Source organism: Nonomuraea sp. NPDC048881, from assembly GCF_040649795.1.
In the GTDB taxonomy this organism is placed as follows: Bacteria; Actinomycetota; Actinomycetes; order Streptosporangiales; family Streptosporangiaceae; genus Nonomuraea.
In genome coordinates this window covers 238,195-262,495 of record NZ_JBEZGC010000005.1, presented here as the reverse complement: position 1 = coordinate 262,495, position 24,301 = coordinate 238,195, and the positions used below count along the sequence as shown (strand labels likewise).

The 24,301-nt window shown below is 72.1% G+C and carries 25 protein-coding genes and 2 tRNA genes; 16 read left to right on the top strand and 11 right to left on the bottom strand.

All coding sequences use genetic code 11. From position 1 onward, the window contains the following. Positions 1 to 106: 106 nt before the first annotated feature. Positions 107 to 1,504, bottom strand: coding sequence for a glutamate decarboxylase (locus AB0C33_RS19895; protein WP_358289844.1), 1,398 nt, complete (start codon positions 1,502 to 1,504; stop codon positions 107 to 109). Between the two features lie 107 nt (positions 1,505 to 1,611). Between AB0C33_RS19895 and AB0C33_RS19890 the strand changes: the two genes are divergently transcribed. Together AB0C33_RS19890 and AB0C33_RS19885 are read left to right on the top strand one after the other, a co-directional pair. Further along, positions 1,612 to 1,980: a hypothetical protein gene (locus AB0C33_RS19890; RefSeq protein ID WP_358289841.1), complete on the top strand. Its 369-nt coding sequence runs from the start codon at positions 1,612 to 1,614 to the stop codon at positions 1,978 to 1,980. A gap of 84 nt (positions 1,981 to 2,064) precedes the next feature. After that, a complete protein-coding gene (locus tag AB0C33_RS19885; protein WP_358289838.1) occupies positions 2,065 to 2,178 on the top strand; it encodes an FAD-dependent monooxygenase in 114 nt (37 codons plus the stop codon). Between the two features lie 139 nt (positions 2,179 to 2,317). Here the strand turns inward: AB0C33_RS19885 and AB0C33_RS19880 are convergent, their stop codons facing one another. After that, positions 2,318 to 2,779: a hypothetical protein gene (locus tag AB0C33_RS19880; protein WP_358289835.1), complete on the bottom strand. Its 462-nt coding sequence runs from the start codon at positions 2,777 to 2,779 to the stop codon at positions 2,318 to 2,320. A 29-nt stretch (positions 2,780 to 2,808) separates the two neighbouring features. Continuing rightward, positions 2,809 to 3,378, bottom strand: a complete 570-nt coding sequence (locus AB0C33_RS19875; protein WP_358289832.1) for a DinB family protein — start codon at positions 3,376 to 3,378, stop codon at positions 2,809 to 2,811. A 59-nt stretch (positions 3,379 to 3,437) separates the two neighbouring features. On the opposite strand from AB0C33_RS19875, the gene AB0C33_RS19870 reads away from it, so the two are divergent. Next, positions 3,438 to 4,418: a YafY family protein gene (locus AB0C33_RS19870; protein ID WP_358289829.1), complete on the top strand. Its 981-nt coding sequence runs from the start codon at positions 3,438 to 3,440 to the stop codon at positions 4,416 to 4,418. On the opposite strand, the gene AB0C33_RS19865 is transcribed toward AB0C33_RS19870, so the two are convergent. Then, positions 4,402 to 6,894: a cytochrome c oxidase assembly protein gene (locus tag AB0C33_RS19865; RefSeq protein WP_358289826.1), complete on the bottom strand. Its 2,493-nt coding sequence runs from the start codon at positions 6,892 to 6,894 to the stop codon at positions 4,402 to 4,404. The genes AB0C33_RS19870 and AB0C33_RS19865 overlap by 17 nt on opposite strands. Positions 6,895 to 7,060: 166 nt before the next feature. Continuing rightward, positions 7,061 to 8,677 (bottom strand): AMP-binding protein, encoded by a 1,617-nt coding sequence (locus tag AB0C33_RS19860; RefSeq protein ID WP_358289824.1) that lies wholly within the window; start codon positions 8,675 to 8,677, stop codon positions 7,061 to 7,063. A gap of 86 nt (positions 8,678 to 8,763) precedes the next feature. On the opposite strand from AB0C33_RS19860, the gene AB0C33_RS19855 reads away from it, so the two are divergent. The 3 genes from AB0C33_RS19855 to AB0C33_RS19845 all read left to right on the top strand — a co-directional run bounded on the left by AB0C33_RS19855 (position 8,764) and on the right by AB0C33_RS19845 (position 10,819). Further along, on the top strand, positions 8,764 to 9,639 hold the full coding sequence (locus AB0C33_RS19855) for a LuxR C-terminal-related transcriptional regulator (RefSeq protein WP_358289821.1): 876 nt from the start codon (positions 8,764 to 8,766) through the stop codon (positions 9,637 to 9,639). 68 nt (positions 9,640 to 9,707) lie between these two features. Continuing rightward, on the top strand, positions 9,708 to 10,085 hold the full coding sequence (locus AB0C33_RS19850; RefSeq protein ID WP_358289818.1) for a DUF2255 family protein: 378 nt from the start codon (positions 9,708 to 9,710) through the stop codon (positions 10,083 to 10,085). Between the two features lie 68 nt (positions 10,086 to 10,153). After that, positions 10,154 to 10,819, top strand: coding sequence for a flavin reductase family protein (locus AB0C33_RS19845; protein ID WP_358289815.1), 666 nt, complete (start codon positions 10,154 to 10,156; stop codon positions 10,817 to 10,819). Here the strand turns inward: AB0C33_RS19845 and AB0C33_RS19840 are convergent. The 3 genes from AB0C33_RS19840 to AB0C33_RS19830 are packed head-to-tail and all read right to left on the bottom strand — an operon-like array spanning position 10,816 to position 12,997. Next, positions 10,816 to 11,322: an NUDIX hydrolase gene (locus AB0C33_RS19840; protein ID WP_358289812.1), complete on the bottom strand. Its 507-nt coding sequence runs from the start codon at positions 11,320 to 11,322 to the stop codon at positions 10,816 to 10,818. The two genes, AB0C33_RS19845 and AB0C33_RS19840, sit on opposite strands and share 4 nt — an antisense overlap. Positions 11,323 to 11,331: 9 nt before the next feature. Beyond that, entirely contained in the window at positions 11,332 to 12,075 is a 744-nt protein-coding gene (locus tag AB0C33_RS19835) for an ABC transporter permease (RefSeq protein ID WP_358289809.1), read from the bottom strand. Beyond that, complete coding sequence (locus tag AB0C33_RS19830; RefSeq protein WP_358289763.1) at positions 12,056 to 12,997, bottom strand: ATP-binding cassette domain-containing protein; 942 nt, start codon at positions 12,995 to 12,997, stop codon at positions 12,056 to 12,058. Before AB0C33_RS19830 ends, AB0C33_RS19835 begins: the two co-directional genes overlap by 20 nt. A 305-nt stretch (positions 12,998 to 13,302) precedes the next feature. On the opposite strand from AB0C33_RS19830, the gene AB0C33_RS19825 reads away from it, so the two are divergent. From AB0C33_RS19825 to AB0C33_RS19815, 3 genes are read left to right on the top strand one after another with little or no spacing between them, the layout of a single operon-like run. After that, entirely contained in the window at positions 13,303 to 14,259 is a 957-nt protein-coding gene (locus tag AB0C33_RS19825; RefSeq protein ID WP_358289759.1) for a lysozyme, read from the top strand. A gap of 53 nt (positions 14,260 to 14,312) precedes the next feature. Continuing rightward, complete coding sequence (locus AB0C33_RS19820; protein WP_358289756.1) at positions 14,313 to 14,843, top strand: NlpC/P60 family protein; 531 nt, start codon at positions 14,313 to 14,315, stop codon at positions 14,841 to 14,843. A 33-nt stretch (positions 14,844 to 14,876) separates the two neighbouring features. Next, positions 14,877 to 18,083, top strand: a complete 3,207-nt coding sequence (locus AB0C33_RS19815; RefSeq protein WP_358289753.1) for a BTAD domain-containing putative transcriptional regulator — start codon at positions 14,877 to 14,879, stop codon at positions 18,081 to 18,083. A 15-nt stretch (positions 18,084 to 18,098) separates the two neighbouring features. Here the strand turns inward: AB0C33_RS19815 and AB0C33_RS19810 are convergent, their stop codons facing one another. Beyond that, positions 18,099 to 18,734, bottom strand: coding sequence for a hemerythrin domain-containing protein (locus AB0C33_RS19810; protein ID WP_358289750.1), 636 nt, complete (start codon positions 18,732 to 18,734; stop codon positions 18,099 to 18,101). Positions 18,735 to 18,867: 133 nt separating this feature from the next. Between AB0C33_RS19810 and AB0C33_RS19805 the strand changes: the two genes are divergently transcribed. The 3 genes from AB0C33_RS19805 to AB0C33_RS19795 all read left to right on the top strand — a co-directional run bounded on the left by AB0C33_RS19805 (position 18,868) and on the right by AB0C33_RS19795 (position 19,535). Continuing rightward, positions 18,868 to 19,098: a transposase gene (locus AB0C33_RS19805; protein WP_358289747.1), complete on the top strand. Its 231-nt coding sequence runs from the start codon at positions 18,868 to 18,870 to the stop codon at positions 19,096 to 19,098. Positions 19,099 to 19,138: 40 nt separating this feature from the next. Further along, positions 19,139 to 19,211: transfer RNA gene (locus tag AB0C33_RS19800), tRNA-Thr, on the top strand. Positions 19,212 to 19,355: 144 nt separating this feature from the next. Then, the gene (locus AB0C33_RS19795; protein WP_352320986.1) at positions 19,356 to 19,535 is read left to right on the top strand and encodes a hypothetical protein; all 180 of its coding nucleotides are present in this window, start codon (positions 19,356 to 19,358) and stop codon (positions 19,533 to 19,535) included. A 61-nt stretch (positions 19,536 to 19,596) separates the two neighbouring features. Here AB0C33_RS19795 and AB0C33_RS19790 read toward each other — a convergent pair whose 3' ends face one another. Both AB0C33_RS19790 and AB0C33_RS19785 read right to left on the bottom strand, forming a co-directional pair. Further along, on the bottom strand, positions 19,597 to 19,809 hold the full coding sequence (locus AB0C33_RS19790) for a hypothetical protein (protein ID WP_358289744.1): 213 nt from the start codon (positions 19,807 to 19,809) through the stop codon (positions 19,597 to 19,599). A gap of 161 nt (positions 19,810 to 19,970) precedes the next feature. Next, the gene (locus AB0C33_RS19785; protein ID WP_358289741.1) at positions 19,971 to 20,480 is read right to left on the bottom strand and encodes a hypothetical protein; all 510 of its coding nucleotides are present in this window, start codon (positions 20,478 to 20,480) and stop codon (positions 19,971 to 19,973) included. Positions 20,481 to 22,285: 1,805 nt separating this feature from the next. Between AB0C33_RS19785 and AB0C33_RS19780 the strand changes: the two genes are divergently transcribed. The 4 genes from AB0C33_RS19780 to AB0C33_RS19765 all read left to right on the top strand — a co-directional run bounded on the left by AB0C33_RS19780 (position 22,286) and on the right by AB0C33_RS19765 (position 24,301). Beyond that, a complete protein-coding gene (locus AB0C33_RS19780; protein ID WP_357966825.1) occupies positions 22,286 to 22,606 on the top strand; it encodes a hypothetical protein in 321 nt (106 codons plus the stop codon). 737 nt (positions 22,607 to 23,343) lie between these two features. Continuing rightward, a tRNA-Met gene (locus tag AB0C33_RS19775) sits at positions 23,344 to 23,417 on the top strand. A gap of 71 nt (positions 23,418 to 23,488) precedes the next feature. After that, positions 23,489 to 23,653, top strand: coding sequence for a 50S ribosomal protein L33 (gene rpmG / locus AB0C33_RS19770; protein WP_019632658.1), 165 nt, complete (start codon positions 23,489 to 23,491; stop codon positions 23,651 to 23,653). A gap of 198 nt (positions 23,654 to 23,851) precedes the next feature. Further along, positions 23,852 to 24,301: a MaoC family dehydratase N-terminal domain-containing protein gene (locus tag AB0C33_RS19765; protein WP_352320994.1), complete on the top strand. Its 450-nt coding sequence runs from the start codon at positions 23,852 to 23,854 to the stop codon at positions 24,299 to 24,301.

The following is a 24,301-nucleotide window of genomic DNA, read 5'->3' as shown; positions in this document are numbered from 1 at the left end:
TCCGGACATTCAGTCATATTTCTCCCGGGGCCTGGACGGCTCGCGGGCGACCGACGAGAAGGGCGACCCCCAGACCTGGGGATCGCCCTTCAGTGGGACCGCCGGCTCACCTTCCGGTCGGCACGCCCGGCTGCTCGGCGGACGTCCGCGGCCGCGGGACCCGGTTGTCACGCAGGTACTCGACCTCGGTACGCAGGTTCGCCAGCAGCTTGGCCGCGATGTCCTGGCTGAAGCCGTTGCGGATGACGAAGCGGATGACGGCGATGTGCTCCAGGTTGGGCGGCAGGTAGTACGTCGGGGCCTGCCAGCCGTGCATCTTCAGCCGTTCGGCCAGGTCGAAGACGGTGAAGCCGTCGAAGCCGGGGGCGGTCCGGACGGCGAGCACCGGCAGTTCCGAGCCGTCGGCGATGAGCGAGAGCTCGGGCAGCTTGGCGATCTCGTCGCCGAGGTAGGTCGCCACGTCCCGGCAGGTCTGCTGGACGGCGCGGTAGCCCTCGAAGCCGAGCCGCAGGAAGTTGTAGTACTGGGCGACGACCGGCGCGCCGGAGCGGGAGAAGTTGAGCGTGAAGGTGTCGATGTTGCCGCCGAGCAGGTCGCAGGAGAGCACCAGGTCTTCGGGCAGCGCGTCGGGCTCCTGCCAGACGATCCAGCCGACGCCCGGGTACACCAGGCCGAACTTGTGCCCCGAGGTGTTGATCGACTGCACCCGGGGGAGCCGGAAGTCCCACACCCGGTCGGGCTCCAGGAACGGGGTGATGAAACCGCCCACGGCGGCGTCGACGTGCAGCGGGATCTTCAGGCCGCGCTCGGCCTCCAGCCGGTCGAGTTCGGCCGACATCTGCTCGATCGGGTCGTACTTGCCGCACTGCGTGGAGCCGAGCACGCCGACGACGCCGATGGTGTTCTCGTCGCAGAACTCCCTGAGCCGGGAGGCGGACAGCGTGTAGGCCGGCTCCTCGATCGGGATCCAGCGCGGCTCGACGTCCCAGTACTGGCAGAACTTCGGCCAGCAGGTGTGGACGGCGGTGCCCATCACGAGGTTGGGCCGGTCGACGGGCAGCCCGGCCGCCCGGCGCCGCGCGCGCCACTGGAACTTCATCGCCAGCGCGCCGAGCATGGCCGCCTCGCTGGAGCCGCCCGTGGAGCAGCCGACGCTGACGCCGTTTGGATCGTTCCACAGATGGTCGAGCATGTTGACGCAGCGCGCCTCGATGTCGGCCGTCTGCGGGTACTGGTCGTGGTCGACGATGTTGCGGTCGAGGGTTTCGGCGATGAGCTCGCGGGCCTGCGGCTCCATCCAGGTGGTGCAGAACGTGGCAAGGTTGAGCCGGGCGTTGCCGTCGAGAAGGAGCTCGTCACGGATGAGAGCCTGGGCCGCGCTGGGGTTCATCGGGCTGGCCGGCATCTTGAAGCGGGGCACACCGCCCTCGGGCACCAGGCCGTTGTAGAGGGGGTTGACATCGAGCGCTTCCTGCCACCGGTCGGATTCGACTCGTCTGAGCATGAGCTTCACCTTCTCGATGAGTTCTGTGATGTCGAGCACTCACAGTAGGCAAGTTTTTACTGTCAGTCAACGTCCGTTTTTACCGAGAGCGAGGAGCGCCTGTGTTCGTGCGGTTCCAGAGTCCCGCGCCGAACGGCCGCGGGACGTACCCAGGGGTGTTCGGGCTGGTCAACAGCCTCGCCGAGCAGGGTCTTCTGTCGGACGAGGAGGAGGCGTTCAGGCGCGAGAACAACGCGTGGTACGAGGCCAACTTCACCGACCCGACGACCGTGGACCCCGACGTCTACCGCCGCGACGTCAACCCGACGGCGGCGGCCTGGTTCAAGGCGTCGGCCGCCCGGCTCGTCGAGCGGGTGCCGGGGTACCTGGCGATCCTCGCCGCGCACGATGTGGAGTGTGTACGCCTCGAATCGGCGGATCCCGGCAGGATCATCTACGAAGACGACGATCAGGTGGTCGTCGTCCCTCATGTGTGACCGGCTGGGTGGCTTCCAGGGTCGTGGCCGCGTGCGGCATTGGGTGGGCGGCCGGATGGTGGCTTGCGAGAGGAATGGCTGGTTATGGATGCCGATGTGATCATTGTGGGGGCCGGGCCGACCGGTCTCATGCTGGCGGCGGAGTTGCGGCCGGGGACGCGGCTCACCTGTTCCCGGCGACCGGGATCCAGGGCATGACCGGCGTCGCGGAGCTCATGCACGGCGCGCGGCCCGTCCTGCTCGATCTCGCCGACCGCGCGGACCTGCGCGGCGCGCCACTCCTGGAACACCGTCTGCGCTGGGACGGGCCCCTGTCGAACGTAGGTGACGCCGGCGCTCAGTCGAACCAGACGACCAGGCGCACGCCGTCGGGCCCGAACCGTCGCGCCAGCGCCCGCATCACCTCGAAGACGGCCGCCCACCCGGTCTCCGGCCCCAGCAGGTCGAGGCGGGTCAAGGGAACGGATCCGGCCGCGGGGCGTGCCGTCAGGTCCAGGTCGCGCAGCTCCGCCCAGGAGACCCAGGTGCACCCGTGCACGGCGGGGTCGAGGCGGGCGGTGTCCTCGTACTCGGCGCGGACTGGTCCCGACACGTCGTCCGGCAGGCCGCGGCCGGCCGCGACCGGCGGCCACCCCAGCCGGTCGCGGATGCCGAACAGGCAGGCGAACGACTCGTGGTCCTGGTCGTCGTAGAGCGGGTGGAGCGGGATGGAGACGGCCGTCCAGGGGTCGCCTTCGTACCAGTCCTCGTGGGCGAGCGGGTGACGGGCCTCGATGAAGCCGTAGATGTCGGTGCTCATGGGGAGAGCGTAGGAAGCGACGCCTCCGGTCAGGGGCGGTTCATGTGGAGGTGCAGGTCGCGCAGCAGGCAGACCTCCGACAGGTGGTGGATGAGCTCGCGGTGGACGTGCAGGACCAGGTCGGCCATGGGGGCCTCCGGGAAGGGCTCCGCGTCGCCCATGGGCGCGCGCAGGCCGGCCTCGCCGAGGCCCCGCACGCCCGCCAGCCACCGCTCGGCCTCCGTGTCGAGCTGGTCGAGCGCCGCGGCCGCGCCGCCGGCGTACTCCCAGGTCTCGTACGAGGCCGGCGGCGCCCCGAAGTGCACCGCGTTGCGGACGGCCAGCACGCCGACGATGACGTGGCCGAGCCGCCAGGCGATCGTGGTGAAGGGCGGCGGCACCGGCTGGGGGAAGGCGAAGTCGATCGTGTGGCCGCCCGCGCCGGCCTGGACGGGCGCCGTGGAGGCGCCGCGCGGCCGTACGCTCCAGGCGTCCGGCACCGGCGACCAGAAGTACTCCTCGTCGGTCAGGCCGTCGAGCCGGGCCCGGAGCTGGTGGTTCCAGTGGAACTCCCACTGCTCGCGCAATGTGCGGTTCCAGTCGAGTGTGTGTGCGTCCATGGAAACACGATCACCTCACCGGCGGACAGAATCGGTCCGCTTTCTGGCAGGGTGGCGGCATGGACGAGACGGGCGGCGCGGAGCGGGGCACGACCGAGCGGGTGCTGACCCTGCTCGGCCTGTTGCAGCAACGTCAGGTCTGGACCGGCCCCGAGCTGGCCGGGCGGCTCGGCGTCACGTCGCGCACGGTCCGCCGTGACGTGGAACGGCTGCGCGCGCTCGGCTACCAGGTGCACGCCGGCCAGGGCATCGGCGGCGGCTACCGGCTCGGGCCCGGCCAGGACCTGCCGCCGCTGCTGCTCGACGACGAGGAGGCCATCGCCACCGCCGTGTCGCTGCTCGCCGGGGCGGACAGCGCGGTCGCGGGCGCCGGCGACGCCGCGATCCGGGCGCTGGCCAAGCTCGACACGGTGCTGCCCGCCCGGCTCCGGCACGAGGTGCGCGCGCTGTCCGGGGCGGTGGAGTCGTTCGGCGGCGGGCGCGTGCCGGTCGATCCCGAGGTGCTCATGACGCTGGCCAGGGCCTGCCGGGACGAGGTCGAGGCCGGCTTCGACTACCCGTCAGGAGGGCGGGTGGGGCGGCGGCGGGTGGAGCCGTACCGGCTGGTGACCTCCGACCGGCGCTGGTACCTGCTCGCCTACGACCTCGACCGGGACGGCTGGCGCAGCTTCCGGGTGGACCGGATGGCGTCGGTGGCCGCGCGCACCTTCCGCTTCCGGCCGCGCCCGGCGCCGGACGCGGCGGCGTACGTGCAGGAGGGCGTGGCGAGCCGGGCCTACCCGCACCAGGCGCGTTTCCTCCTGCACGCCCCGGCAGCCACGGTACGCGCGCAGGTCCCCGCGTCGGCGGCCGTCGTGCGGGAGCGCGGGAGCGACCGGTGCGAGCTGGTCAGCGGCGCGGGCAGCCTCGACTACGTGCTCATGCACGTGGTCGCGCTGGGCCACGACTTCGAGGTGCTCGACCCGCCGGAGCTGGGGGAACGCTGCCGGGAGCTGGCCCGCAGGCTGGCCTCGGCCGGGGCGGTCAGGCCGTCGGGGTGACGGGGGCGGTGTCGAGGGTGAAGGTCTCGACGATCTCGGTGCAGGTGCCGTGCTCGCCCATCACGCACAGCGCGAGGGCCTGGTAGGTGGCGGTGAAGGCCGACGGCGCGGCGAGGAGGCCCAGGTCGAGCGGGTGGTCCCGTTGCTGGAGCCGGGTGAGGGTGATGTGCGGGCGGAACAGGTCGCCGATCTCGTCGTAGCCGTAGAGGTCGAGGTTGGCGCGGGCCGTGGGCGGCGCGGTGAGCCGGTGGTCGGCCAGCACGCGGCCGACCGGGTCGCGGTGGCGCAGGCCCGTGCGCAACGGGTTGAGCGCGGCGACGACGTCCTCCTGGAGCCGGGTGATCGCGTCCGTCTTCCGGAAGAACAGCTCGACCATGCCGTGCTCGTTGGCGGCGAAGGACTCGCCTTCCAGGAGCGTCGCGCAGGTGCGGCCGCTGAGGTCGCGCAGCAGCGCGACGGCCTTTTCGAGCTGGTCGGGGGTGAAATTGGCCATGTAGAGGGAGATGTGCGGGTAGAGGCCGTCCTCGCGCAGGACGAACTCGGTCGCGGCGGCCTCCGCGCAACGCCGGCTCAGGCGCACGGCCTCGGCGTTGACGTCGTGCGGCGGCAACAGGACAACGTCGTAGACCGGGAGATCGCCCATAGGGGATGAGTGTAGGACGGACCGGGGGCGGTGCGCGCGGGCGGCCTGCCGTCGCAGGGCCAGGCGTACGGCCGGGAACGCGTAGGCGGCCAGCGGCGCCAGCAGGAACACCGCCCCGGCCGCGCGCTGGTCGGCCAGCGGGTCGGGCACCCCGGGCGGGGCCGCCAGGGCGAACCACTCCGCCGCGACGGCCGGTCCCACCAGCAGGTACGTCCCCAGCCCCAGGTACGCGACGGCGGCCACGGCCAGCAGCCGGACCCGCGCGGCCCACGGGAACGGCCTGGGCAGCGGGTCGAGGTCGAGCACCGCCCAGGCGACCAGCAGGCCGGCCCCGGCGGACACGGCCATGGTGACCAGGTGGGGCGCGTACCCGGCGAGCGACCAGGGCAGCCACGGCGTGCCGTACAGCAGCAGGAGCAGCACCGGGACGGCGGCCGTCACCAGCGCGGGACGGGTGAGACGGCGACCGAGGGCGCGGTCGCCGAGCGGGCCGTACTGGGAGCCGGGGCCGGTGGCCCGCGCGGCCAGGGTGAGCGGCGCGCCCGCGCACAGCAGGAGCGGCGCGACGACGGCGAGCACGACGTGCTGCACGGCCTGGGCCGACGACATCGCCCGCGCGTACCCGCCCACGCCGCCGAACAGCGCGACCGCGGCCAGGGCCAGCCCGGCGTGCCAGCAGAGCGTGCGCAGGACCGGCCAGCCGGGCACCCGGCGCAGGCCGGCCAGGTAACCGGCGGCGGGCAACGCCAGCAGCAGCAGGACGAGCGGGTCGAACCGCACCTCGCTGAGCAGGGCGCCGGGCGAGAAGGGCGCGAGCGCGTACTCCAGGACGGGATGGTCGTGCCCGCCGCCCGCGCCGGGCGGCGGCGGGGTGCGCGAGAGGCCGACGGCCAGCCCGGTCGCCGCCACCATCACGATCACCTCGCCCGCGGCCAGCCGGACGAACGTGCCCCGCACCCCCCGGTCGGCCACGCCGGCCACGGTACGCAGACGGTGCCGCCGGCCGAACCAGGCCAGCACCGCCAGGGCGGCGACCTTGGCCAGCAGCAGCAGGCCGTACCGGCTCAGCCACAGGTCGGACAGGCGGTCGAGCCGCACCCAGCCGCTGACCACGCCGGAGAGGGCGACGGCGGCGAAGCAGCACAGCGCGATCGTGCTGAACCGGGGCAGCACCACCCGCAGGTCGGCCGAGCGCCGGAAGTGCACCAGTACCGCGGCCAGGCCGCCCACCCACACCGACACCCCCAGCAGATGGGCCATCAGCGCGGACACGGCGATGTCGTGGTCGGCCGCCGAGGCGGCGTGGCCCACGTAGGCGGGCGGCAGCAGCCCGAACGCCGCCACGGCCAGCGGCGCCCAGGCGGGCAGGCGGCGCACGAGCGTGGCCACCGCCACCGCGAACGTCGTGACCAGCACCACCAGGAGCGCCTGCGTCTGCGGGAGCGAGGTGCCGAAGTCGAGCATGCCGGGCTCGGCGAGCAGGTACCGCACCGGCATCGGGATGAAGCTGGACAGGGTGAACACGTAACCGGCCAGGGCGGCGACCGCCCACCCCAGCGCCCACCAGCCCGCCGCGCGCAGGCACCGCGCCGACTCCGGCGAGCCGGCCGGGGCCAGCACGGACGCCGCCAGCAACGTCCCCACGCACGCCACCGCGCACAGGTCGAGGGCGAGGCGGGCCAGCGGCAGCCCCCAGTCGGTGACCGGACCGGCGGTGGGCAGCCCGAAGACCTCCACCGTGCCGGCGCCGCCGCCGAAGCGCAGCACCGCGACCAGCACCAGGACGCCCACGCCGACCGCGAACACGGCGTACGTCCGGACAGAAGCTCTCATAGCCGACCCGCCACGTCGTCGGAGGCCAGGAACCAGGCCGCGCCGCCCGGGGCGGGCGCGACCCCCACATGCTCCCACGGGGTCCCAGGCCGGGCCAGGCGCGAGCGAGGTCTGCTTCGAGCGCACACGCGGAGATACGCGCGCCCGCCGCCCCCGGTTCAGCAGGTCAGGGGTGGAGCCCCAGAAGGGTGACGGCCTGCTCGCGCATCTCGACCTTGCGGATCTTGCCCGTGACCGTCATCGGGAACCCGTTGACCAGGTGCACGTAGCGGGGGACCTTGTAGTGGGCCAGGCGGCCGGCGCAGAAGTCCCTGATCGCCTCGGCGGTCAGCGGCTCGGTGCCGGGGCGCATGACGATCCAGGCCATCAGCTCCTCGCCGTACTTCTCGTCCGGCACGCCGATCACCTGGACGTCGGCGATGTCGGGATGCGTGTAGAGGTACTCCTCGACCTCGCGCGGATAGACGTTCTCGCCGCCGCGGATGACCATGTCCTTGATCCGGCCGACGATGTTGACGTAGCCCTCGGCGTCCATGGTGGCCAGGTCGCCGGTGTGCATCCAGCGGGCCTCGTCGATCGACTCGGCCGTCTTGTCCGGCTCGTTCCAGTAGCCGAGCATCACCGAGTAGCCGCGGGTGCACAGCTCGCCCGGCTCGCCCCGGGGCACCGCGAGCCCGGTCTCCGGGTGCACGATCTTCACCTCCAGGTGCGGCATCACCTGGCCGACCGTCTCGGTGCGCCGTACCAGCCCGTCGTCGCGGCGGGTCATCGTCGACACGGGGGACGTCTCGGTCATGCCGTAGCAGATCGCCACCTCGCTCATGTGCATCTCACCGATCACCCGCTTCATCACCTCGACCGGGCACGGCGAGCCCGCCATGATTCCGGTGCGCAGCGACGACAGGTCGAAGTCGGCGAAGCGCGGATGGCCCAGCTCGGCGATGAACATCGTCGGCACGCCGTACAACGAGGTGCACCGCTCGGCCTCCACGGCCCGCAGCGTGGCCTCGGCGTCGAAGCCGGGCGCGGGCAGCACCACGCAGGCGCCGTGCGAGGTCGCGCCCAGGTTGCCCATGACCATGCCGAAGCAGTGGTAGAGCGGCACCGGCAGGCAGACCCGGTCGTCCTCGGTGTAGCCGACGCCCTCGCCGACGAAGTAGCCGTTGTTGAGGATGTTGTGGTGCGACAGCGTCGCGCCCTTGGGGAAGCCGGTCGTGCCCGAGGTGTACTGGATGTTGATCGGGTCGTCGAAGGACAGCGTCGCCGCCCGTACGCGCAGCGCGGCGGGGTCGGCGCGGCGGCCGGTCTCGACCAGCTCGTCCCAGCCGGGCTCGCCGATGAACACCACCTGCGTGAAGCCGATCTCGGCGAGCATCGCGCGGTAGTCGCTCGTCTTGTGCTCGACGGCGCTGACCAGCAGCCGCATGCCCGACTGGCGGACCACGTAGTCCAGCTCGTGGGCGCGGTAGGCCGGGTTGATGTTGACCAGGATCGCGCCGATCTTGGCGGTGGCGTACTGCGTCAGCACCCATTCGGCGCAGTTGGGCGCCCAGATGCCGACCCGGTCGCCCTTGGCGATGCCCCTGGCCAGCAGGCCGAGCGCCACCTCGTTCACCGCGGCGTCGAACTCGGCGTACGTCCAGCGCCGCCCGCTCGCCATCTCGACCAGCGCCTCGCGGCCGGCGTACCGGGCCGCGGCGCGTTCCAGGTTCTCCCCGATCGTCTCGCCCAGCAGGGGGAGCGCGGAGACGCCGGACGCGTAGGAGAGCAGTGAGTCACCCATGCCCGAAGCATCCGCCAGGGCGGTGCGGCACGCTACCCCCGTTCAGGGGTAGCCGCGGGACGCCGGCCGCGTGCCATGCTGGTGACATGGCGGTGACACATCTTCCGTCGAGTGCCCTGGCCCCGCAGGCCGCCGTGCTCCTGCGGGCCGCCCTCACCCGGATGCGGCACGTCGTCGGGCTGCCCGTCCTGTTCGGCGGCGCGGTGTCGGCCCCGGGCGGCGCCGTGCGGCTCACCGAGGTGACGGGGGTCCGCACGGACGTGCTGCGCGGGCTCGCCATCCACACCGGCAGCGGCCTGGGCGGCCGGGTCCTGGTCACCGCCCGGCCGGGCAGCGTCGAGGACTACGTCACCGACTCCCGCATCAGCCACGAATACGACAGACCGGTGGCGGCGGAGGGCCTGCGGGCGATCGCGGCCGTCCCCGTCGTGGTGGGCGAGACGGTCTACGGGCTGCTCTACGGCGGCGTCCGCGAGCCGCTGCCGCTCGGCACCCGCGTCCTCGACGGCATGAACCAGATCGCCGCCCGGCTCGGCGTCGAGCTGGCCGTACGCGCGGAGGTGGAGCGGCGGGTGGCCGCGCTGGAGACGGCCGCGATCACCGGCGCGGCCCGCGAACGGCCCGCCGGCCCCGAATGGGAGCAGCTGCGCGAGGCGCACGCCGAGCTGCGCTCGATCGCCCAGGAGGTCGCCGACCCGGTCCTGCGCGAGCGGCTGCAGGGCGTCTGCGACCGGCTGACCTCGCCGGACGGCGGCCCCGTCCCGGCCAACCCGCTCTCCCCCCGGGAGCTCGACGTGCTCTCCCTGGTCGCGGTCGGCTGCGGCAACGCCGAGGTCGGCCGGCGGCTCGACCTGAAGCCGGAGACGGTCAAGAGCTACCTGCGCAGCGCGATGCGCAAGCTCGGCACCCACACCCGCATGGAGAGCGTGGTCTCGGCCAGGCGCGCCGGCTACCTCCCCTGACCGGCGGATTTACCAACTACGGACGATGACCGCCGGCCCCGTCGACCGGTTCCGGGTAGGCCCCCACCATGACTGCTTGGACGAACGACGAACTCGACCGGATCGCCGCCGCCGAGGAGCTGCAGATCGCGTCCCTGCGCGGCGACGGCGAGCTGCGCCGCCCGGTGACGATCTGGGTCGTCCGCCTCGGCGACGACCTGTACGTCCGGGCCGTGAACGGGCGGGACGGCACCTGGTTCCGCGGCGCCCAGGAGCGCGGACGCGGCCGGATCCAGGCCGGGGGCGTCGACAAGGGCGTCACGTTCGCCGACGCCGACCAGGAGCTCAACGACCGGATCGACGCCGCGTACCGGGCCAAGTACCGCCACTACCCGGAGAGCATCGTGGACTCGGTGGTCAGCGGGCAGGCGCGGGCCGCCACGATCAGGCTCGTGCCGCGCTCCTGACCGGCCCGGCAACGACAGGTCCGAAGGCCGCCAGCGTCCGGCCCGCACCGGCGGCGACAGTGGGACGCATGAACACTGTCGTGGATCAGCACGTCCGCATTGAACCCAACATCCTCTACTTCGGCACTCCCGTCGTCCTGATCTCCACCGTGAACGAGGACGGCACCCCCAACCTCGCCCCCATGTCGTCGGCCTTCTGGCTGGGCTGGCGCGGCATGCTGGGGCTCGGGGCCAGGTCGAAGACGTCCCAGAACCTGTTGCGGACCGGCGAGGGCGTGCTCAACCTGCCGTCCGACGCGCTCGCCCCGCAGGTGGACCGGCTGGCGCTGACCACCGGGAGCGACCCGGTGCCCGAGCGCAAGTACCAGCGCGGCTACCGGTTCGTGCCGGACAAGTTCCAGCGGGCCGGGCTGACCGCCGTCCCGTCGGAGACGGTGGCCGCCCCCAGGGTGGGCGAGTGCCCGGTCGCCATGGAGGTCGTGGTGGAGGAGACGCACCCGGTCGGCGACGGCGGGGTGCTCGCGTTCGAGGTGCGGGTGCAGCGGGTCTGGGTGCACGAGGACATCCGGATGAAGGGCACCGACGACCACATCGACCCCGACGCCTGGCGTCCGCTCATCATGAGCTTCCAGAAGCTGTACGGCCTGGGCCCGCAGGTGCACCCGTCCACCCTGGCGAGCATCCCGGAGCGGCACTACCGCAGCGACGACCTCGAACGCGCGCGCACCCTCTAGAGGCACTCCAGCAGCGGCAGCCAGGTGCGGTGGGCGCACAGCTCCGTGATCCGCTCCCGGGGCAGCCACTCCGCGCCGGTGCTCTCCGACCCCGCCGGCGGCGCGGTCGCGGCGCCGGGCGCCGCCAGCCGCGCCCGGAACATCACCATGTACGTCAGCGGCGCGTAGCGGTAACCGGCCGGAGCCGGGCGCAGCAGCTCGACGCGCTGCCACGCGAACACCGACAGGGCGGACGGCTCCAGGAGCAGGCCGGTCTCCTCCTGGAGCTCCCGGACCGCGGCCTCGGTGGCGCTCTCACCGGCCTCCAGGTGGCCGCCCGGCACGTCCCAGCCGCGTCCGGGCCGGTCGACGCAGGTGAGCAGGGTCCTGCCGACGCCGTCGGTGACGAACGCGAACGCCGAGGTCGTGCCGTCGGCGGGCGGGAGGTCCGGGGAGAGGATCACATCGAGGCGGTGCTCGACGGGGATCCACGGCACGGTGCGGGAGGCCATCACACGGGTCATGCCTCCATTTCACACGCCCTTGCGCATGGCCCGGTTGCCCAGGTACAGGCCGATCGCGGCGACCAGGCAGGCCGACGCGGTGCCGTACAGGACGGAGGGGTCCGCGAGGTCGCCGGAGAACAGCGCGCGCTGGCCTTCGACGATGTACGTGACCGGGTTCGCCGCACCGACGGCGCGCAGCCACCCGGGCGCGGTGTCCAGGGGCAGCAGTACGCCCGACAGCAGCAGCAGGGGGAACAGGATCGACTGGCTGACGACGTAGAACAGCGTCCCGCCCGGCGCCGACCGGATGGCCAGGACGAACGAGAACGCCCCCAGCCCCACCCCGAACACGGTGAGCTGCGCCAGCCCCGCCAGGACGCCCGCCGGATACAGCTCGAACCCCAGCGGGACCGCCAGCACGATGATCAGCACGGCCTGGGCCAGCAGGACCACCATCGCCTTCATCGCCCGGCCCACCAGCATCGCCGTCCGGTTCAGCGGCGTGACCAGCATGCGTTCCAGCGAGCCGCCGATCAGCTCGACCAGCAGCGTGTAACCGGCCGACATCGGCCCGGTCAGGCACATCATGACCAGGATGCCCGGCACGAACCACTGCCACGACGAGCCCACCGCGCCGTCCAGCAGCGCGCCGAACAGGAACAGGAACAGCAGCGGCTGGCCCATCTCGAACAGCAGCGCGACCGGCTCGCGCAGGACCGGCCGGAACTCGCGGGTGAAGACGGTGGCGGTGTCACGCAGGAAGGTCGTCATCGGTGAGGCTTCTCCCGGTGAGGGTGAGGAACACGTCGTCAAGGGTGGGGCGCGCGGTCTCGGCGGCGGTCACCTTGATCCCGGCGGCGTCCAGCGCCCGCAGGCAGCCGGGGAGCGCGGCGGGCGCGTTCGCCACCCGCACCCGCACGGTGACGCCCTCGGCTCGGCCGCCGGTCAGCTCGGCGGCCCTGGCGGCGTCCTGGGCGGTGTCGGTGGTGACCGTGACGGTGTCGCCCGCCAGGTCGTTCTTGAGCTGCTCGGCCGTGCCGTCGGCGGTGATCGCGCCGTTGTCGATGATCATCACCCGTTCGGCCATGTTGTCGGCCTCCTCCAGGTAGTGGGTGGTGAGGAAGATCGTGGTGCCGTACGCCTCGCGCAGGCGCAGGATGTGCCGCCAGATGTCGGCGCGGCTCTTCGGGTCGAGGCCGGTCGAGGGCTCGTCGAGGAAGAGCAGGTCGGGGCGGTGGATCAGGCCGAGCGCGATGTCCAGGCGGCGGCGCTGGCCGCCGGAGAGCGTGCCCGGCCTGCGGCTCGCCAGGTCCTCCAGGTCGAGCAGGCGCATCAGCTCGCCGGCCCGCGCGACGGCCTCGGAGACGGTCAGGCCGTAGCAGCGGCCCTGCGTGACGAGCTCGTCCCGTACGCGGAAGCTCTCGCCCGCGCTGTTCTTCTGGCCGACGTAGCCGATGCGGGAGCGCACGCCGGCCGGGTCGCGGGTGACGTCGTGGCCGGCGACGACGGCGGTGCCGGAGGTGGGCGGGAGCAGGGTCGTGAGCAGGCGGAGGGTGGTGGACTTGCCGGCGCCGTTGGGACCGAGGAAGGCGACGAGCCGGCCGGGTTCGACGTCGAGGTCGATGCCGCGTACGGCTTCGACGGTCTCCTTCTTCATCTTGAACACTCGGGTGAGGGCCCGGGTGTGGATCATGGGTGGTGCCTCCTGGGCATGGCGAAGAAACCCCTGGTCAGGGGCCCTTTCGGGGATCGGTTCAGTTTGGGCTGGGTGGTATCGATTTGGCAAACGCGAATGTGACGTTCATATACGGCTCTGACCTGCGGAAACGGCGTCCGGAGAGGTGGTCGCGGAAGGCGGATTTCCGGGCCTCGACATGGGGTTTCGCGCTTTTTCACGGAAAGACGTGATATTTCCGTGCTTGCGGCGTAAGTGGCGACTCCGCGATGATCTCGGGCGTGAAACGCTTGTGGTTAATTGCGGTAATTGCCGCTGTCGGCATGACAGGGGTCGCGGAGGCGGCCGACGGTGTTCCCGGTGTCGACGTCAGCAACTGGACGGGCGACGTGGACTGGGCGAGCGTGGCCGCAGGCGGCGGCAAGTTCGCGTTCGTGCAGGCCACCGAGGGCACGAACTACCGCAACCCACGGTTCGACCCGCAGTTCGGCGGGGCCGCGACGGCCGGGCTCGTGCGTGGCGCTTATCACTTTGCGCAACCACATGAATCCGACGGGACAGCGCAGGCCGACTATTTCCTTCAGAACGGCGGAAACTGGACCAGCGACGGTCAAACGCTGCCCGGAGTCCTCGATATCGAGGACAACCCGTACAAGGACAAGAACGGCAAGAACAACTGTTACGACCTGTCCGCCGAGGACATGGTCACCTGGATCAAGGACTTCACCAAGAAGTACCGGCAGCAGACCGGCCGGGACGCGATCATCTACACCACCACGAGCTGGTGGCAGACCTGCACGGGCAACTCCGGCGCGTTCAAGGCCAACCCGCTCTGGCTGGCCCGCTGGGGGAGCGACCCCGGCGAGCTGCCGAAGAGCTGGAAGCGGCACACGTTCTGGCAGTCGGCGGAGAAGGGCTCGCTGGCCGGTGGCCAGAACTCCTTCAACGGCTCGGAGTCCCAGCTGCGGTCGCTGGCCAACCCGCCCGCGCGGGTGTCGGTCTCCGGCCTGGTCAAGGGCAGGAAGCTCTACCGGGTCACGATCACGAACACCGGCCCGCACCCCGTCGAGGACATCGTGGTCTCCGGGCGCGCGTACGGCGGCCAGAAGGTGGTCAAGGCCCCCGGGTGCAAGTTCAGCGGCACGGCCGTGCGCTGCGTGGTCGGCAAGCTGGAGCGGGGCCAGAAGGCCGCCTTCACCTTCACCACCAGGCCGAAGCCGAAGGGCCGGGTCGGGATGGTCGTCGAGGTAGGAACGGTCACACTTGACCTCAAAAGCTGAAATATCGCGATAGGTAGGATAAAACCCGGGATCTCGGCTTAAGGGAGAAACGGGTGGCGCGGCGGCGGCTGGTCCTGGCGGTGACCGTCCTGGTCGTCCTGCTGGCGGGCGCGGCGTCCATGCCGTTGTCGACGTTCGTGCCGTCCAGGATCGTGCGCATCGCGTACGAGATCGAGCGGTACGACATCACGTACTCGTGGGGCGGCGGCCACGGCGAGCGGCCCGGCCCCACGAAGGGCACCTGCCTGGGCTACAGCGGCCGGATCAAGCCCTGCCCGGCCGCGCGCACCCGCGGCCTCGACTGCTCCGGCCTGGCCCGATGGGTGTACGCCCTGGCCAACGGAAGGGACGTGCTCGGCCCCGGCAACACCGACGACCACGTGCGCAGGATGCGGCCCGTCGAGCGCGGCCTGCCGGGCGACTTAGTCTTCTTCGGAAAAATCACGAAAAATAAGATCAAGACGCAGCATGTGGGCATCTATCTGGGTCGTGGGAAGATGATGAACGCGCCTGAGACGGGGGCCTCGGTGCGCATTGACGATATCGGGCGAAGATCTGACTTCGCGGGCTTCTACCGGTACTGAAAGCGGGCGCTACCGGTACGGAAAAAGGGTGCCATGCTCCAGTTACACCTCCTTGGACCGCTCCACGCCACCCTGGACGGCCGCCGGCTCGACCTCGGCTCCGCCCGGCAGCGCGCCGTGCTCGCCCGCCTGGTCGCCGCCGACGGCCAGGTCGTCTCGACCGACCGGTTCATCGAGGACCTGTGGCAGGGGCAGCCGCCGCCCAAGGCGCTGGCCGCGCTCCAGGTCTACGTCTCGAACCTGCGCCGCGTCCTCGAACCCGACCGGCCGCCGCGCGCCCCCGCCGGAGTGATCGTCAGCGCCCCGCCCGGCTACCGGCTCTGCCTGCCCGACGAGGCCGTGGACGCCTGGCGGCTGCCCGGCCTCATCGACGCGGCCGGCGCGGCGCTCAAGCGGGGCGCGGGCGCCGTCGCCCACGACCTGCTCGACCAGGCGCTCGGCCTGTGGACGGGCGCCGCCTACGCCGAGTTCACCGAGGAGTGGGCCGCGCCCGAGGCGGCCAGGATGGCCGAGCTCAGGCTCGTCGCCGTCGAGTACCGCGCCGAGGCCGCGCTGCTGATGGGCCGCCACGCCGAGGCCGTGCCGGAGCTGCGCGGCCACGCCGACGCCCACCCGCTGCGCGAGAACGCCGTCCGTCTGCTGGCCCTGGCCCTCTACCGAGCCGGCAGCCAGGCCGAGGCGCTGGCCGTGCTGCGCCAGGCCCGCGAGAACCTGTCCGAGGAGCTCGGCGTCGATCCCGGCCCGGCCCTGCGCGCGCTCGAACAGGACATCCTCCGCCAATCCGAGTCCCTGCACGCGCCCGAGGTCGTCGAACACGTCCAGGAACGGCCCGTGGCCGCGCAGGAGCCCTCGATCGTGGGCCGGGCCCGCGAGCTGGCCGCGCTGCGGGAGGAGGCCGTGCGGCCCTACCGGCGCACGGTCTGGCTGGGCGGCGAGCCGGGCGCGGGCAAGAGCGCGCTGGCCGAGGCGTTCGCGGCCGAGCTGGCCGAGCGCGGGTGGCGGGTCGCGTTCGGACGCTGCCCCGAGATCGACGGTGACGCGCCGCCCGCCTGGGCGTGGAGCGAGATCGTCCGGCAGCTCGCCGCCGTACGGCCGCCGGCCGCCGCCGACGCGGCCCGCCTGGCCCCCCTCCTGAACGACGGCGTCGCCATCCAGAACCAGTTCCAGCTCGCCAGGGCCGTGGCCGGCTACCTGGCGGGCTGCGCGCCGCTGCTCGTGGTCCTCGAAGACGTCCACCGGGCCGACGGCGAGACCCTGCACCTGCTGCGGCACCTGGACCCCGCCGCGCGGATCCTGGTCGTCGCCACCTACCGCCCGGCCGAGACCACCGAGGACCTGTCCGCCACCCTGGCCGCGCTGGCCACCGGCAGCAGGCACGTCGAGCTCGCCGGGCTCGACGAGGCCGCCGTCGCCACGCTGCTCGAACGCCACTCACAGCGCGCCGGCCTCGACCCCGCCACCGTCCGCACGGTCCTGGACCGCACGCTCGGCAACCCGCTGTTCGTCTGCGAGATCGCCCGCCTGCTGGCCTCCGAGGGGCCGCAGGCCGCCGAGGCGCTGCCGCCCGGCGTGCGCGACCTCATCCGCCGCCGCATCACCCGCCTGCCCGCGACCGCCCAGACCGTGCTGCGCAACGCCGCCGTCGTCGGCAGGGACGCCGACGTGGACGTGCTGATCGCGCTGCACGACGGCGACGAGGACACCGTCTTCGACGGCCTGGAGGCCGGCGTCATGACGGGCCTGCTGGCCGAGCCGGGGCCGGGCCGCGTCAGGTTCACGCACGTCCTGGTCAGGCAGGCGCTGTACGAGGACACCGCGCGGATCCGCCGGACCAGGCTGCACGGGCGCGTGGTGTCGGTGCTGGAGCGGCTGCGGCCCAACGACGTGGCGGCCCTGGCGCACCACGCGCTGGAGGCCGCCGTGCCGGACGCCGTCCGGTACGCCAAGGCGGCGGCCGTCCAGGCGTCCGGCCTGCACGCGCACCGCGAGGCGGCGGCGCTGTGGCGCGCCGCGCTGGAGTTCGCCACCGACGACGCGACCCGGCTCGACCTGCTGTGCGGACTGGTGTCGGCGCTGGGCCACGCCGGCGACGTGCTGGGCGCGCTGGCCGCACGGACGCGGGCCGTCGAGCTGGCCGCCCCGCGCGGCGCGCTCGCCCGCGCGCTGACCTCCTACGAAGCCCCCGTGGTCTGGACGATCCAGGTGGACTCCCTCTACAACCGGGACTTCATGGAGGCCGTGGAACGCGAGCTGGCCGCCGGCCCCGACGACGAGACGCGCTGCCGCCTGCTGGCCGCGCTCGTGTTCGAGCTGGAGGGGCACGACGACGACCGCGTGGACGCCGCCGGCGCCGAGGCCGTGGCCCTGGCCCGCCGCCTCGGGCGTCCCGACCTGCTCTGCCTGGCGCTCAACGCCCGCTACTTCGCCGTGCTCAGCCCCGAACGGCGGGACGAGCTGGAGGCCGTCGGCGCCGAGCTGCTGGAGCTGGGCCGCACCCACCGGCTCGTCGGCTACCTCACACTGGGCCACTGCGCGCTGCTCATGGCCGCACTCGGACGCACCGACCTGGAGGCGGCCAGACGGCACGCCGACAGCGGCGTGGCGGTGTCCACCAGCGGCCAGCTCGGCATGTCGCTGGCCATCCTGGCGCTGTTCGGCGCGCTGCGGAAGCTGGTCGAGGGCGAGTTCGACGAGGCGGAGGCCGTCTACACCGGGCTCACCGAGCAGATGGCCGAGCGCGGCGGCGTCAACGCGCGGGCCATGGGCGCTCTGTGCAGGTTCGCCGTCCGGATGGCCCGCGGGAACGTCCGCGACTCCCTCGACGAGCTGGCCGCCATCCGGGAACGCGTGAACAGCGCCACCGTGCACGAGATCTACGCCGGGGCGCTGGCGGCCGCGGGCGAGCTGGACGCGGCCCGGCTGGTGTGGCGGCCCGAGTCGTGGTTGCCGCGCAACTACTACTGGCTGATGTGGCAGGCGCTGCGCGGCCAGACCGCCGTCGCCCTGGAGGACCGCGAGGTGGCCGCACGCTCCTACCGCGTCCTGCTGCCGTGGGCGGACGAGCTGGCCGGGATGAGCAGCGGGTCGATCACGCTCGGGCCGGTCGCGCTGGTGCTCGGCGACCTGGCCGAGCTGCTCGGGCTGCCGGCCGACGGCCACTACGCGCAGGCTCTGCAGGTCGCCGAGCGCGTCGGCTCGCCCCACTGGGCGCAGGCGGCCCGCCGCCGGGCGCGCCGTTGAGCGGCCCCGGGAGGCTCACGGCGTGCCGAAGATCAGGCTCTGGCGGCGCCGGTGGCCGCGGCCCATGAGCGCGAGCAGCACCACGAGCACCGGCCCGGCCAGGCGCCGCAGCTCGGCCAGCTCCTCCGGCTGCGCGTACTGGGCGATCCTCGGCAGGTCGAACCGGGCGTCCCCGCCCTTTCTGACCTCGGTCTCGACCTTCGCCCAGTCCGCCTCCGAGACGTACTTGGCGACGACCGGGAAGATCAGCCGCTCCTCCTCCTCGATGTGCTCGTCCAGCAGGTCGGCGAGCGCGGCCAGGGACTTGGCCATCCGCCGGGCCGCCTGCCCGTCGGAGCCGAGCTGGGCCGCGGCCGTCGTGATCTCCTCCAGCAGCGGGTCGAGCGCCGCGTGGTCGTCGGTCAGGTCGCTCAGGTCCACCTCGGCGCCCGCCGAGCGCACGATGACCGGCCACAACACGTTGTCCTCGGCCTGGTGATGGTGGTGGATGCCCGCGCACAGCTTGGCGGTGAACGTCGCGATCGCGCGCAGCCGCTCCTGACCGGCAGGCTGCTCGCCGGCGGCGATCGCGCTCATCACCTCGGCCAGATGGCGGGTGTCCCCGCGCATGGCCCGGTGCGTGATGCGGAAGCCGAGCATGTTGGGTGCCATTTCGGTGCTCCTTCTGTCCGTTTGGCACCAGCGTGGGACGCGGCTCTTAGACACCTCTTGGTGCCGACTTGGCATGGCGGTAACGCCTGTGGCGGACGGAAATTGAGAGACCCGGCGGCTAGGGTGTGCCGCTATGGACAGGCGATGGGTCGGCCTCGACGGCGTCGAGGTCGTGCCGGCGATGCGGGCGGGCCGGCAGGTGCTCCGGGTGCGCAGGAACGGGTGGCTGGTCGCCGACTGCCGTTCGGTGGCGGAGGTGGCCGCACACGTCGACCTGGCCGATCTGTGCGAGGTGATCGATCTCGCCGCGCGCCGCGGATCCGGCGGCGCGGTGGAGGCCCGTACGAGTTCGCATCATGGCTGAGTGCCGTGTATGGTTACACCTGTCCGCAGCGAGCGGACAGGCCCCTATAGCTCAGTCGGCAGAGCGTCTCCATGGTAAGGAGAAGGTCAACGGTTCGATTCCGTTTGGGGGCTCTTGTAATGAGCAGATACGACGCCCGGCCAAGGTGACTTGGAGCCGGGCGTTTTTCGTTGTGCGGGTTGGGTTGGGATGCGCTTGTTTCGGGGCTTCAGCCGGCCCCAAGAAGGCTCCAAGCGCCGGCGTGTTCCATGACGGTCATGAGAAACATGTTCGCGGCCCGTGGTGTGCGCCGGGCGCTGGCTCTGATCCTGCTCTCCGTCTCGACCGTGCTGACGATCAGCGTGGCGAGCAGTCCCGCCTACGCGTGGAACCCGGCGAACGACGGCTGGCACAAATGCCTGATCGACGGCAAATGGATGTGGTGCAAGGACCTGTAGGTCCTGCGGGCGAGCCGCTCTTCCCCGTGCGGGGAGGGGCGGCTTCTCGGTTGTGCGGCTCTCATGCTCTGGCCTTCCGGGACGCGAAGGCGGGGAGGTCGATCACCTCGACCAGGTCGGCGAGGTCCACATGGTGGACGATCTGGGCGATGGTGCCGTAGTAGCCGAGGAGGTAGCGGCGGCCGTTCACCGTCTGGGTGACCTTGATGCGTTGCCTCGCGCCGAGGGTGATGACCTCGACGAGGATGCCGCGGGGGCCGTGCCAGCGTGTCACGCCACAACTCTACGCAAAACGGACAAAAGCATAGAATGCGGACCGGCGGGCAGTAGGCCGGTGAGGGTTGGTTGCCCACACCTGAAAGCTCCGGACGCGGGGAAGCGTCCGGAGCTTTCGCGTGCCCGGCGTTGGACGTTCCGCGGGTTCGCTGCCCGGCGCTAGGCGGTCTCGTCGAGGGGCGGGTAGGCGAAGTGGCGGGTGTCGGCGAAGGTCTGCGGGCCGGTGAGCCGGTAACCGTGGGCGGCCTCGCTGGTGGTGTGGTACGGCCCCACGTCCACGGTGTCGGCGATCGACCAGACGCCTCTCACCTGCTGTTTGACGACGTAGAGGAACTCGTTGAAGTCGAGTGAGGAGGAGACGAAGGTGTTGAGCACGGTCAGCGATCGGCGTCCCGTGGTCAGCGCCGGTGGCAGGTCCACGGACTGGTCCCGCCAGCGGTAGGTGTTCTCGACGGGCAGGGGGTGCCACACGCCGGCGGGGGCGCCGTTCACGGTGATGGCGGCCTGCTGCATGGAGATGCCGGCGTCCAGGCGGCGGATCAGCCGTACGCCGGTGTTGGCGGGGTCCACGGTCACGGTGAACCGGCTCGACCCTCCGTGGCCGAACGCGCGCCCGTCGTCCGAGACCGGGCGGCCGAGCGCGAAGGGCTGCACATGCCGCGGCGCCACCCACAACCCCACCACCACCCCAACCCCAACCGCTCCCACCACCACCAAAGCCCCAATCCCAACCCCCCGCCACCGCCCCCACCTCCCCCCAGCAGACGCCCCCACCCCACCCGCAGGGACCACCACCCCACCCACCGAAACGGCCACCCCACCCGCAGGGGCCGCCACCCCGCTCGCCGGAGCCGCTGCCCCGCCTGCCGTGACGGCCGCCCAACCCGCCGGAGCCGCTGCCCCACTTGCCGGCACGCCTGGCCCCCCGCCGACCGGGGAAGCGTCGGCGGGAAGACCATCGATCAGGGAAGCAACACCGGCGGGGACACCGCTTACGGGCAGGGCGGCCCCGACGTCGCCCGAAGGCGGCCCGCCACCAGAACTCCCCTCAGCGGGAAGCCTGTCGGCTGGAAGCGCGCCGCCGGAGGGAGCGCCCATCAGGGAAGTGCCGAAGGCAACACCCCCGCTGGACAGACCATCGGAAACCCCGCCTCCCGCAATCCCGTCAACGGGGATCCCACTCGCCCAAAGGCCACCTCCCGGAGCCTCACCCGCTGGAGACCCCTCACCCGGCCGCCCCTCGCCCAGCCGACTCCCGCCCGGCAAACCCTCGCCCGGCAGGCCCCGGGCCAGTAGCCCTGCGCCGGGCAGTCCTGCGCCGGACAGTCCCTCGCCCGGCAGTCCTGCGCCGGGCAGACCCTCGCCCGGTAGCCCTCCGCCCCGCAGGCCCTCGCTGGGCAGGCCCCCGCCCGGGAGACCGCCCACCGGAAGTGCGCTGCCCGGAAGTGCGGCGACCGGGGGACCGTCGGCCGGAATTGCGGCGACCGGGGGACCTGCGACTGGGGGGTCCTTGACCAGGGGGCCATCGGCGGGGAGAGCGCCGCCGGCGGAAGGGGTGACGGGCGTGGCCGCTGGGGCTGCGGCCGGGGCAGATGCCGGAGGTGCTCCACTTATCGCCATCTGAGCGCCTGTCGGGCCCTCTGCCCCTCCGTGGAACCCAGAGAATCCGGGAAGCGCAGCCCCATGGCCGGGGCCTCCAACAAGAGGTGCAGCCCCTTGGCCAGGGCCTCCAGGCGGCGTCGTGCCGAGCTCGGCACGGCTGTCGACGGGCACGGCGTCCGGCCGGCTCAGCTCCGCAGGAGGCGCGGCACCCGGCTGAGGCAGCCCCCCGACGGGACCGGCGTGCGGATGGACGGAGGCGACGTCAGGAACCCCGGAATACTCGAAGGGCGGAACACCGGGGGACAACGCCATCCGGGTGAGCTGGAAGCCGGACGGGGGCATGCGGTTGATCCGCACACGCTCCCAGGCCCGCTCCCACTCCGGCACCCGATGCTCGGGCACCCCGCAAGCCCGCAGGAACGTCACCATCACCGCCTTCTTCGGAAACCGCCGTCCGGCCAGCATGTCCGCACAGGTCGCCCGGGGAAGCCGGGGCCCGCCCGCCCTGTCCGCCCGTGCCTGGAGCTCCCGCAACGACACGTCCGCCCGCGCGAACTGCTCGGCGAGGAGCCTCACCAGACCCTCGTGACAGCTCACCGACTCCACGCCGGGTTCCGCGCCTTCCTGGTCCTCGCCCATCGCCCCTCTCCCCGACCCGGCCTTCTTCTGTCCGACAGTGTACGAACGATGACCGTACGTGTCCGGAGGGATTTCAGGGACGTCCGAGTCAGGCTCGCCTGTGGACGACTCCGGACGAGCCTGTCCGCCCTGCTGTTGGACACCGGCGCTCGGTCGCTTTCCTGGCATTCGAGCGCAGACCAGCGCCGAAACCCCGAGCAGCACAAGCAGAACGAGCAGAAGAGGAAGACGACATGAACAGGAAACTGGCACTCGCCGCAGGTGTCGCCGCCGTCCTTTCCGGGCTTGTCATCCCGTCCGCCCCCGCCTCGGCCGGCAGCCTCCAGTGCAACAGCGGCCGGGCCCCGGAGGACGGCTACGTCGGCCGCGCCGACTGCCACAACCCGACCGGCCAGACCTGGGTCTACCGCGCCGTGATCACGTGCGGCTGGAGCCCGGACGTCGTCGGCCCGTGGATCACGCTAGGGCCCGGCGCCTCGGGCCGGTCCGAGGGCAAATGCGCAAGCTGGGGCAGCGGCGTCGGCGCCGTAGGCGTCGACGAACGCCAGGCATGAGACCCCGCCCGGCCCCGCCCGGTCCGGGCCCCCTCGGGTCCGAGGCGCGGGGCTGACAGGGGTCGAATGCGCCCTCGGATCCGAGGTGCGGGCGGGTGGGGCGCGGCTCGTCGTTGAGGAGCCGGAGCGCGGTCGAGGTGGGCGGCACCTCGCCGGACATCCGTGCGGCACGCGCTCCCCTTGCGCGGTCGCACGGGTGTCCACCGCACTCTCTTGCGCCCCCGGGGGCTGTCCGCCCGGGGCTGTCCGCCCAGGTCTGTCCGCTTCGCCACTGCGCTGGCTTCGGCTGCGTGACACCTCCGGGTGAGCGCAGGCGTCCGCTGCGGGCCCTCTCCGCCGCTGCGTCGGCGTCCGTCGCGGACACCCCTCCGTCTCCCGCGCGGGTCGTCCCCGCGTGGGGGCGCGCCGCCGGCGTTCGCCGGGGGCACGCCCGTTCGCCGTACGGACGGGCGTCGCCGGCGGCCGCCGGGGGGCCCTTCCGACCACCGCGTGGACGGGCGTCGCCGGGGTGTGTTCGTTGCTGCGTGCCTGGTCCGGAGGTTCGCGTCGGTAAGGGGGGGCTGCTAGTGTGGCGATGGCCTCCGCGGGTGATTCCCCAGGCGAGACCCAGGTGGCATGATCGGATTTCGGTTGTCGGAGGTTCCTGGGGCATACTGGTAGCACCCCACCCGATCAGGTGAGTTACTAATGTGCTCCCAGCTTCGGGTATCCTCTACGGGCCGGGAGTTTCCGGCCAAGGCGGAGTAGCTCAGTCAGGCAGAGCAAACGGCTCATAATCGTTGTGTCGCCGGTTCAAGTCCGGCCTCCGCTACTACCCAATCCCAGGTCGGTCGGCCTGGGTACGGGTGTGTCCATGTCCCGAACGTAGAAAGGCACTCCCAAGTGGCTGCCACCGACGTTAGGCCGAAGATCACGCTGGCCTGCCAGGAGTGCAAGCACCGCAACTACATCACGCGGAAGAACCGGCGCAACGACCCGGATCGGCTTGAGCTGAAGAAGTACTGCCCGAACTGCCGCTGCCACCGCGCGCACCGCGAAACCCGCTAGCGGTACTTCTGCCTCCATATCGCACAACCGGCGTCCCGGACGGGGCGCCGGTTTGTCGTGTTTTCACTGCTTTGAGGCGCCTTCTTAGGCGCTGACCCGGGTCCCGGCAAAAAGCACGCCATGAGCGGCGACAGCCGAACCTTGTTCTGTTACCGTCTGCCTCAGCAGCGCTCGTTGAAGACATACGAGGGAGCACTGATGGCCTTGAACCGTGACTTCGTGGGCAGGACCTATCCATCCGCCGCCCCGTACGAGGTCAGCCGGGTGAAGATCAAGGAGTTCGCGGCGGCGATCGGCGACAACAACCCGGTCTACCGCGACAGGGAGGCCGCCAGGGCCGCCGGATACCCCGACGTGATCGCGCCGCCCACGTTCCCCATCGTGTTCAGCCTGCAGGCGGGCGGCGAGGCGCTGGTCGACCCCGAGCTGGGCCTGAACCTGGCGATGGTGGTCCACGGCGAGCAGCGGTTCGAGTACGTCAGGCCCGTCTGCGCTGGCGACGAGCTGGTCACCACCGCGACGATCACCGACATCAGGAGCGCCGGGCGCAACGAGCTGCTGACGATCAGGAGCGACGTGACGACGGTCGCCGGAGAGCCGGTCTGCACGACCTACAACACGATCGTCGAGCGCGGAGGGGCGGGCTGA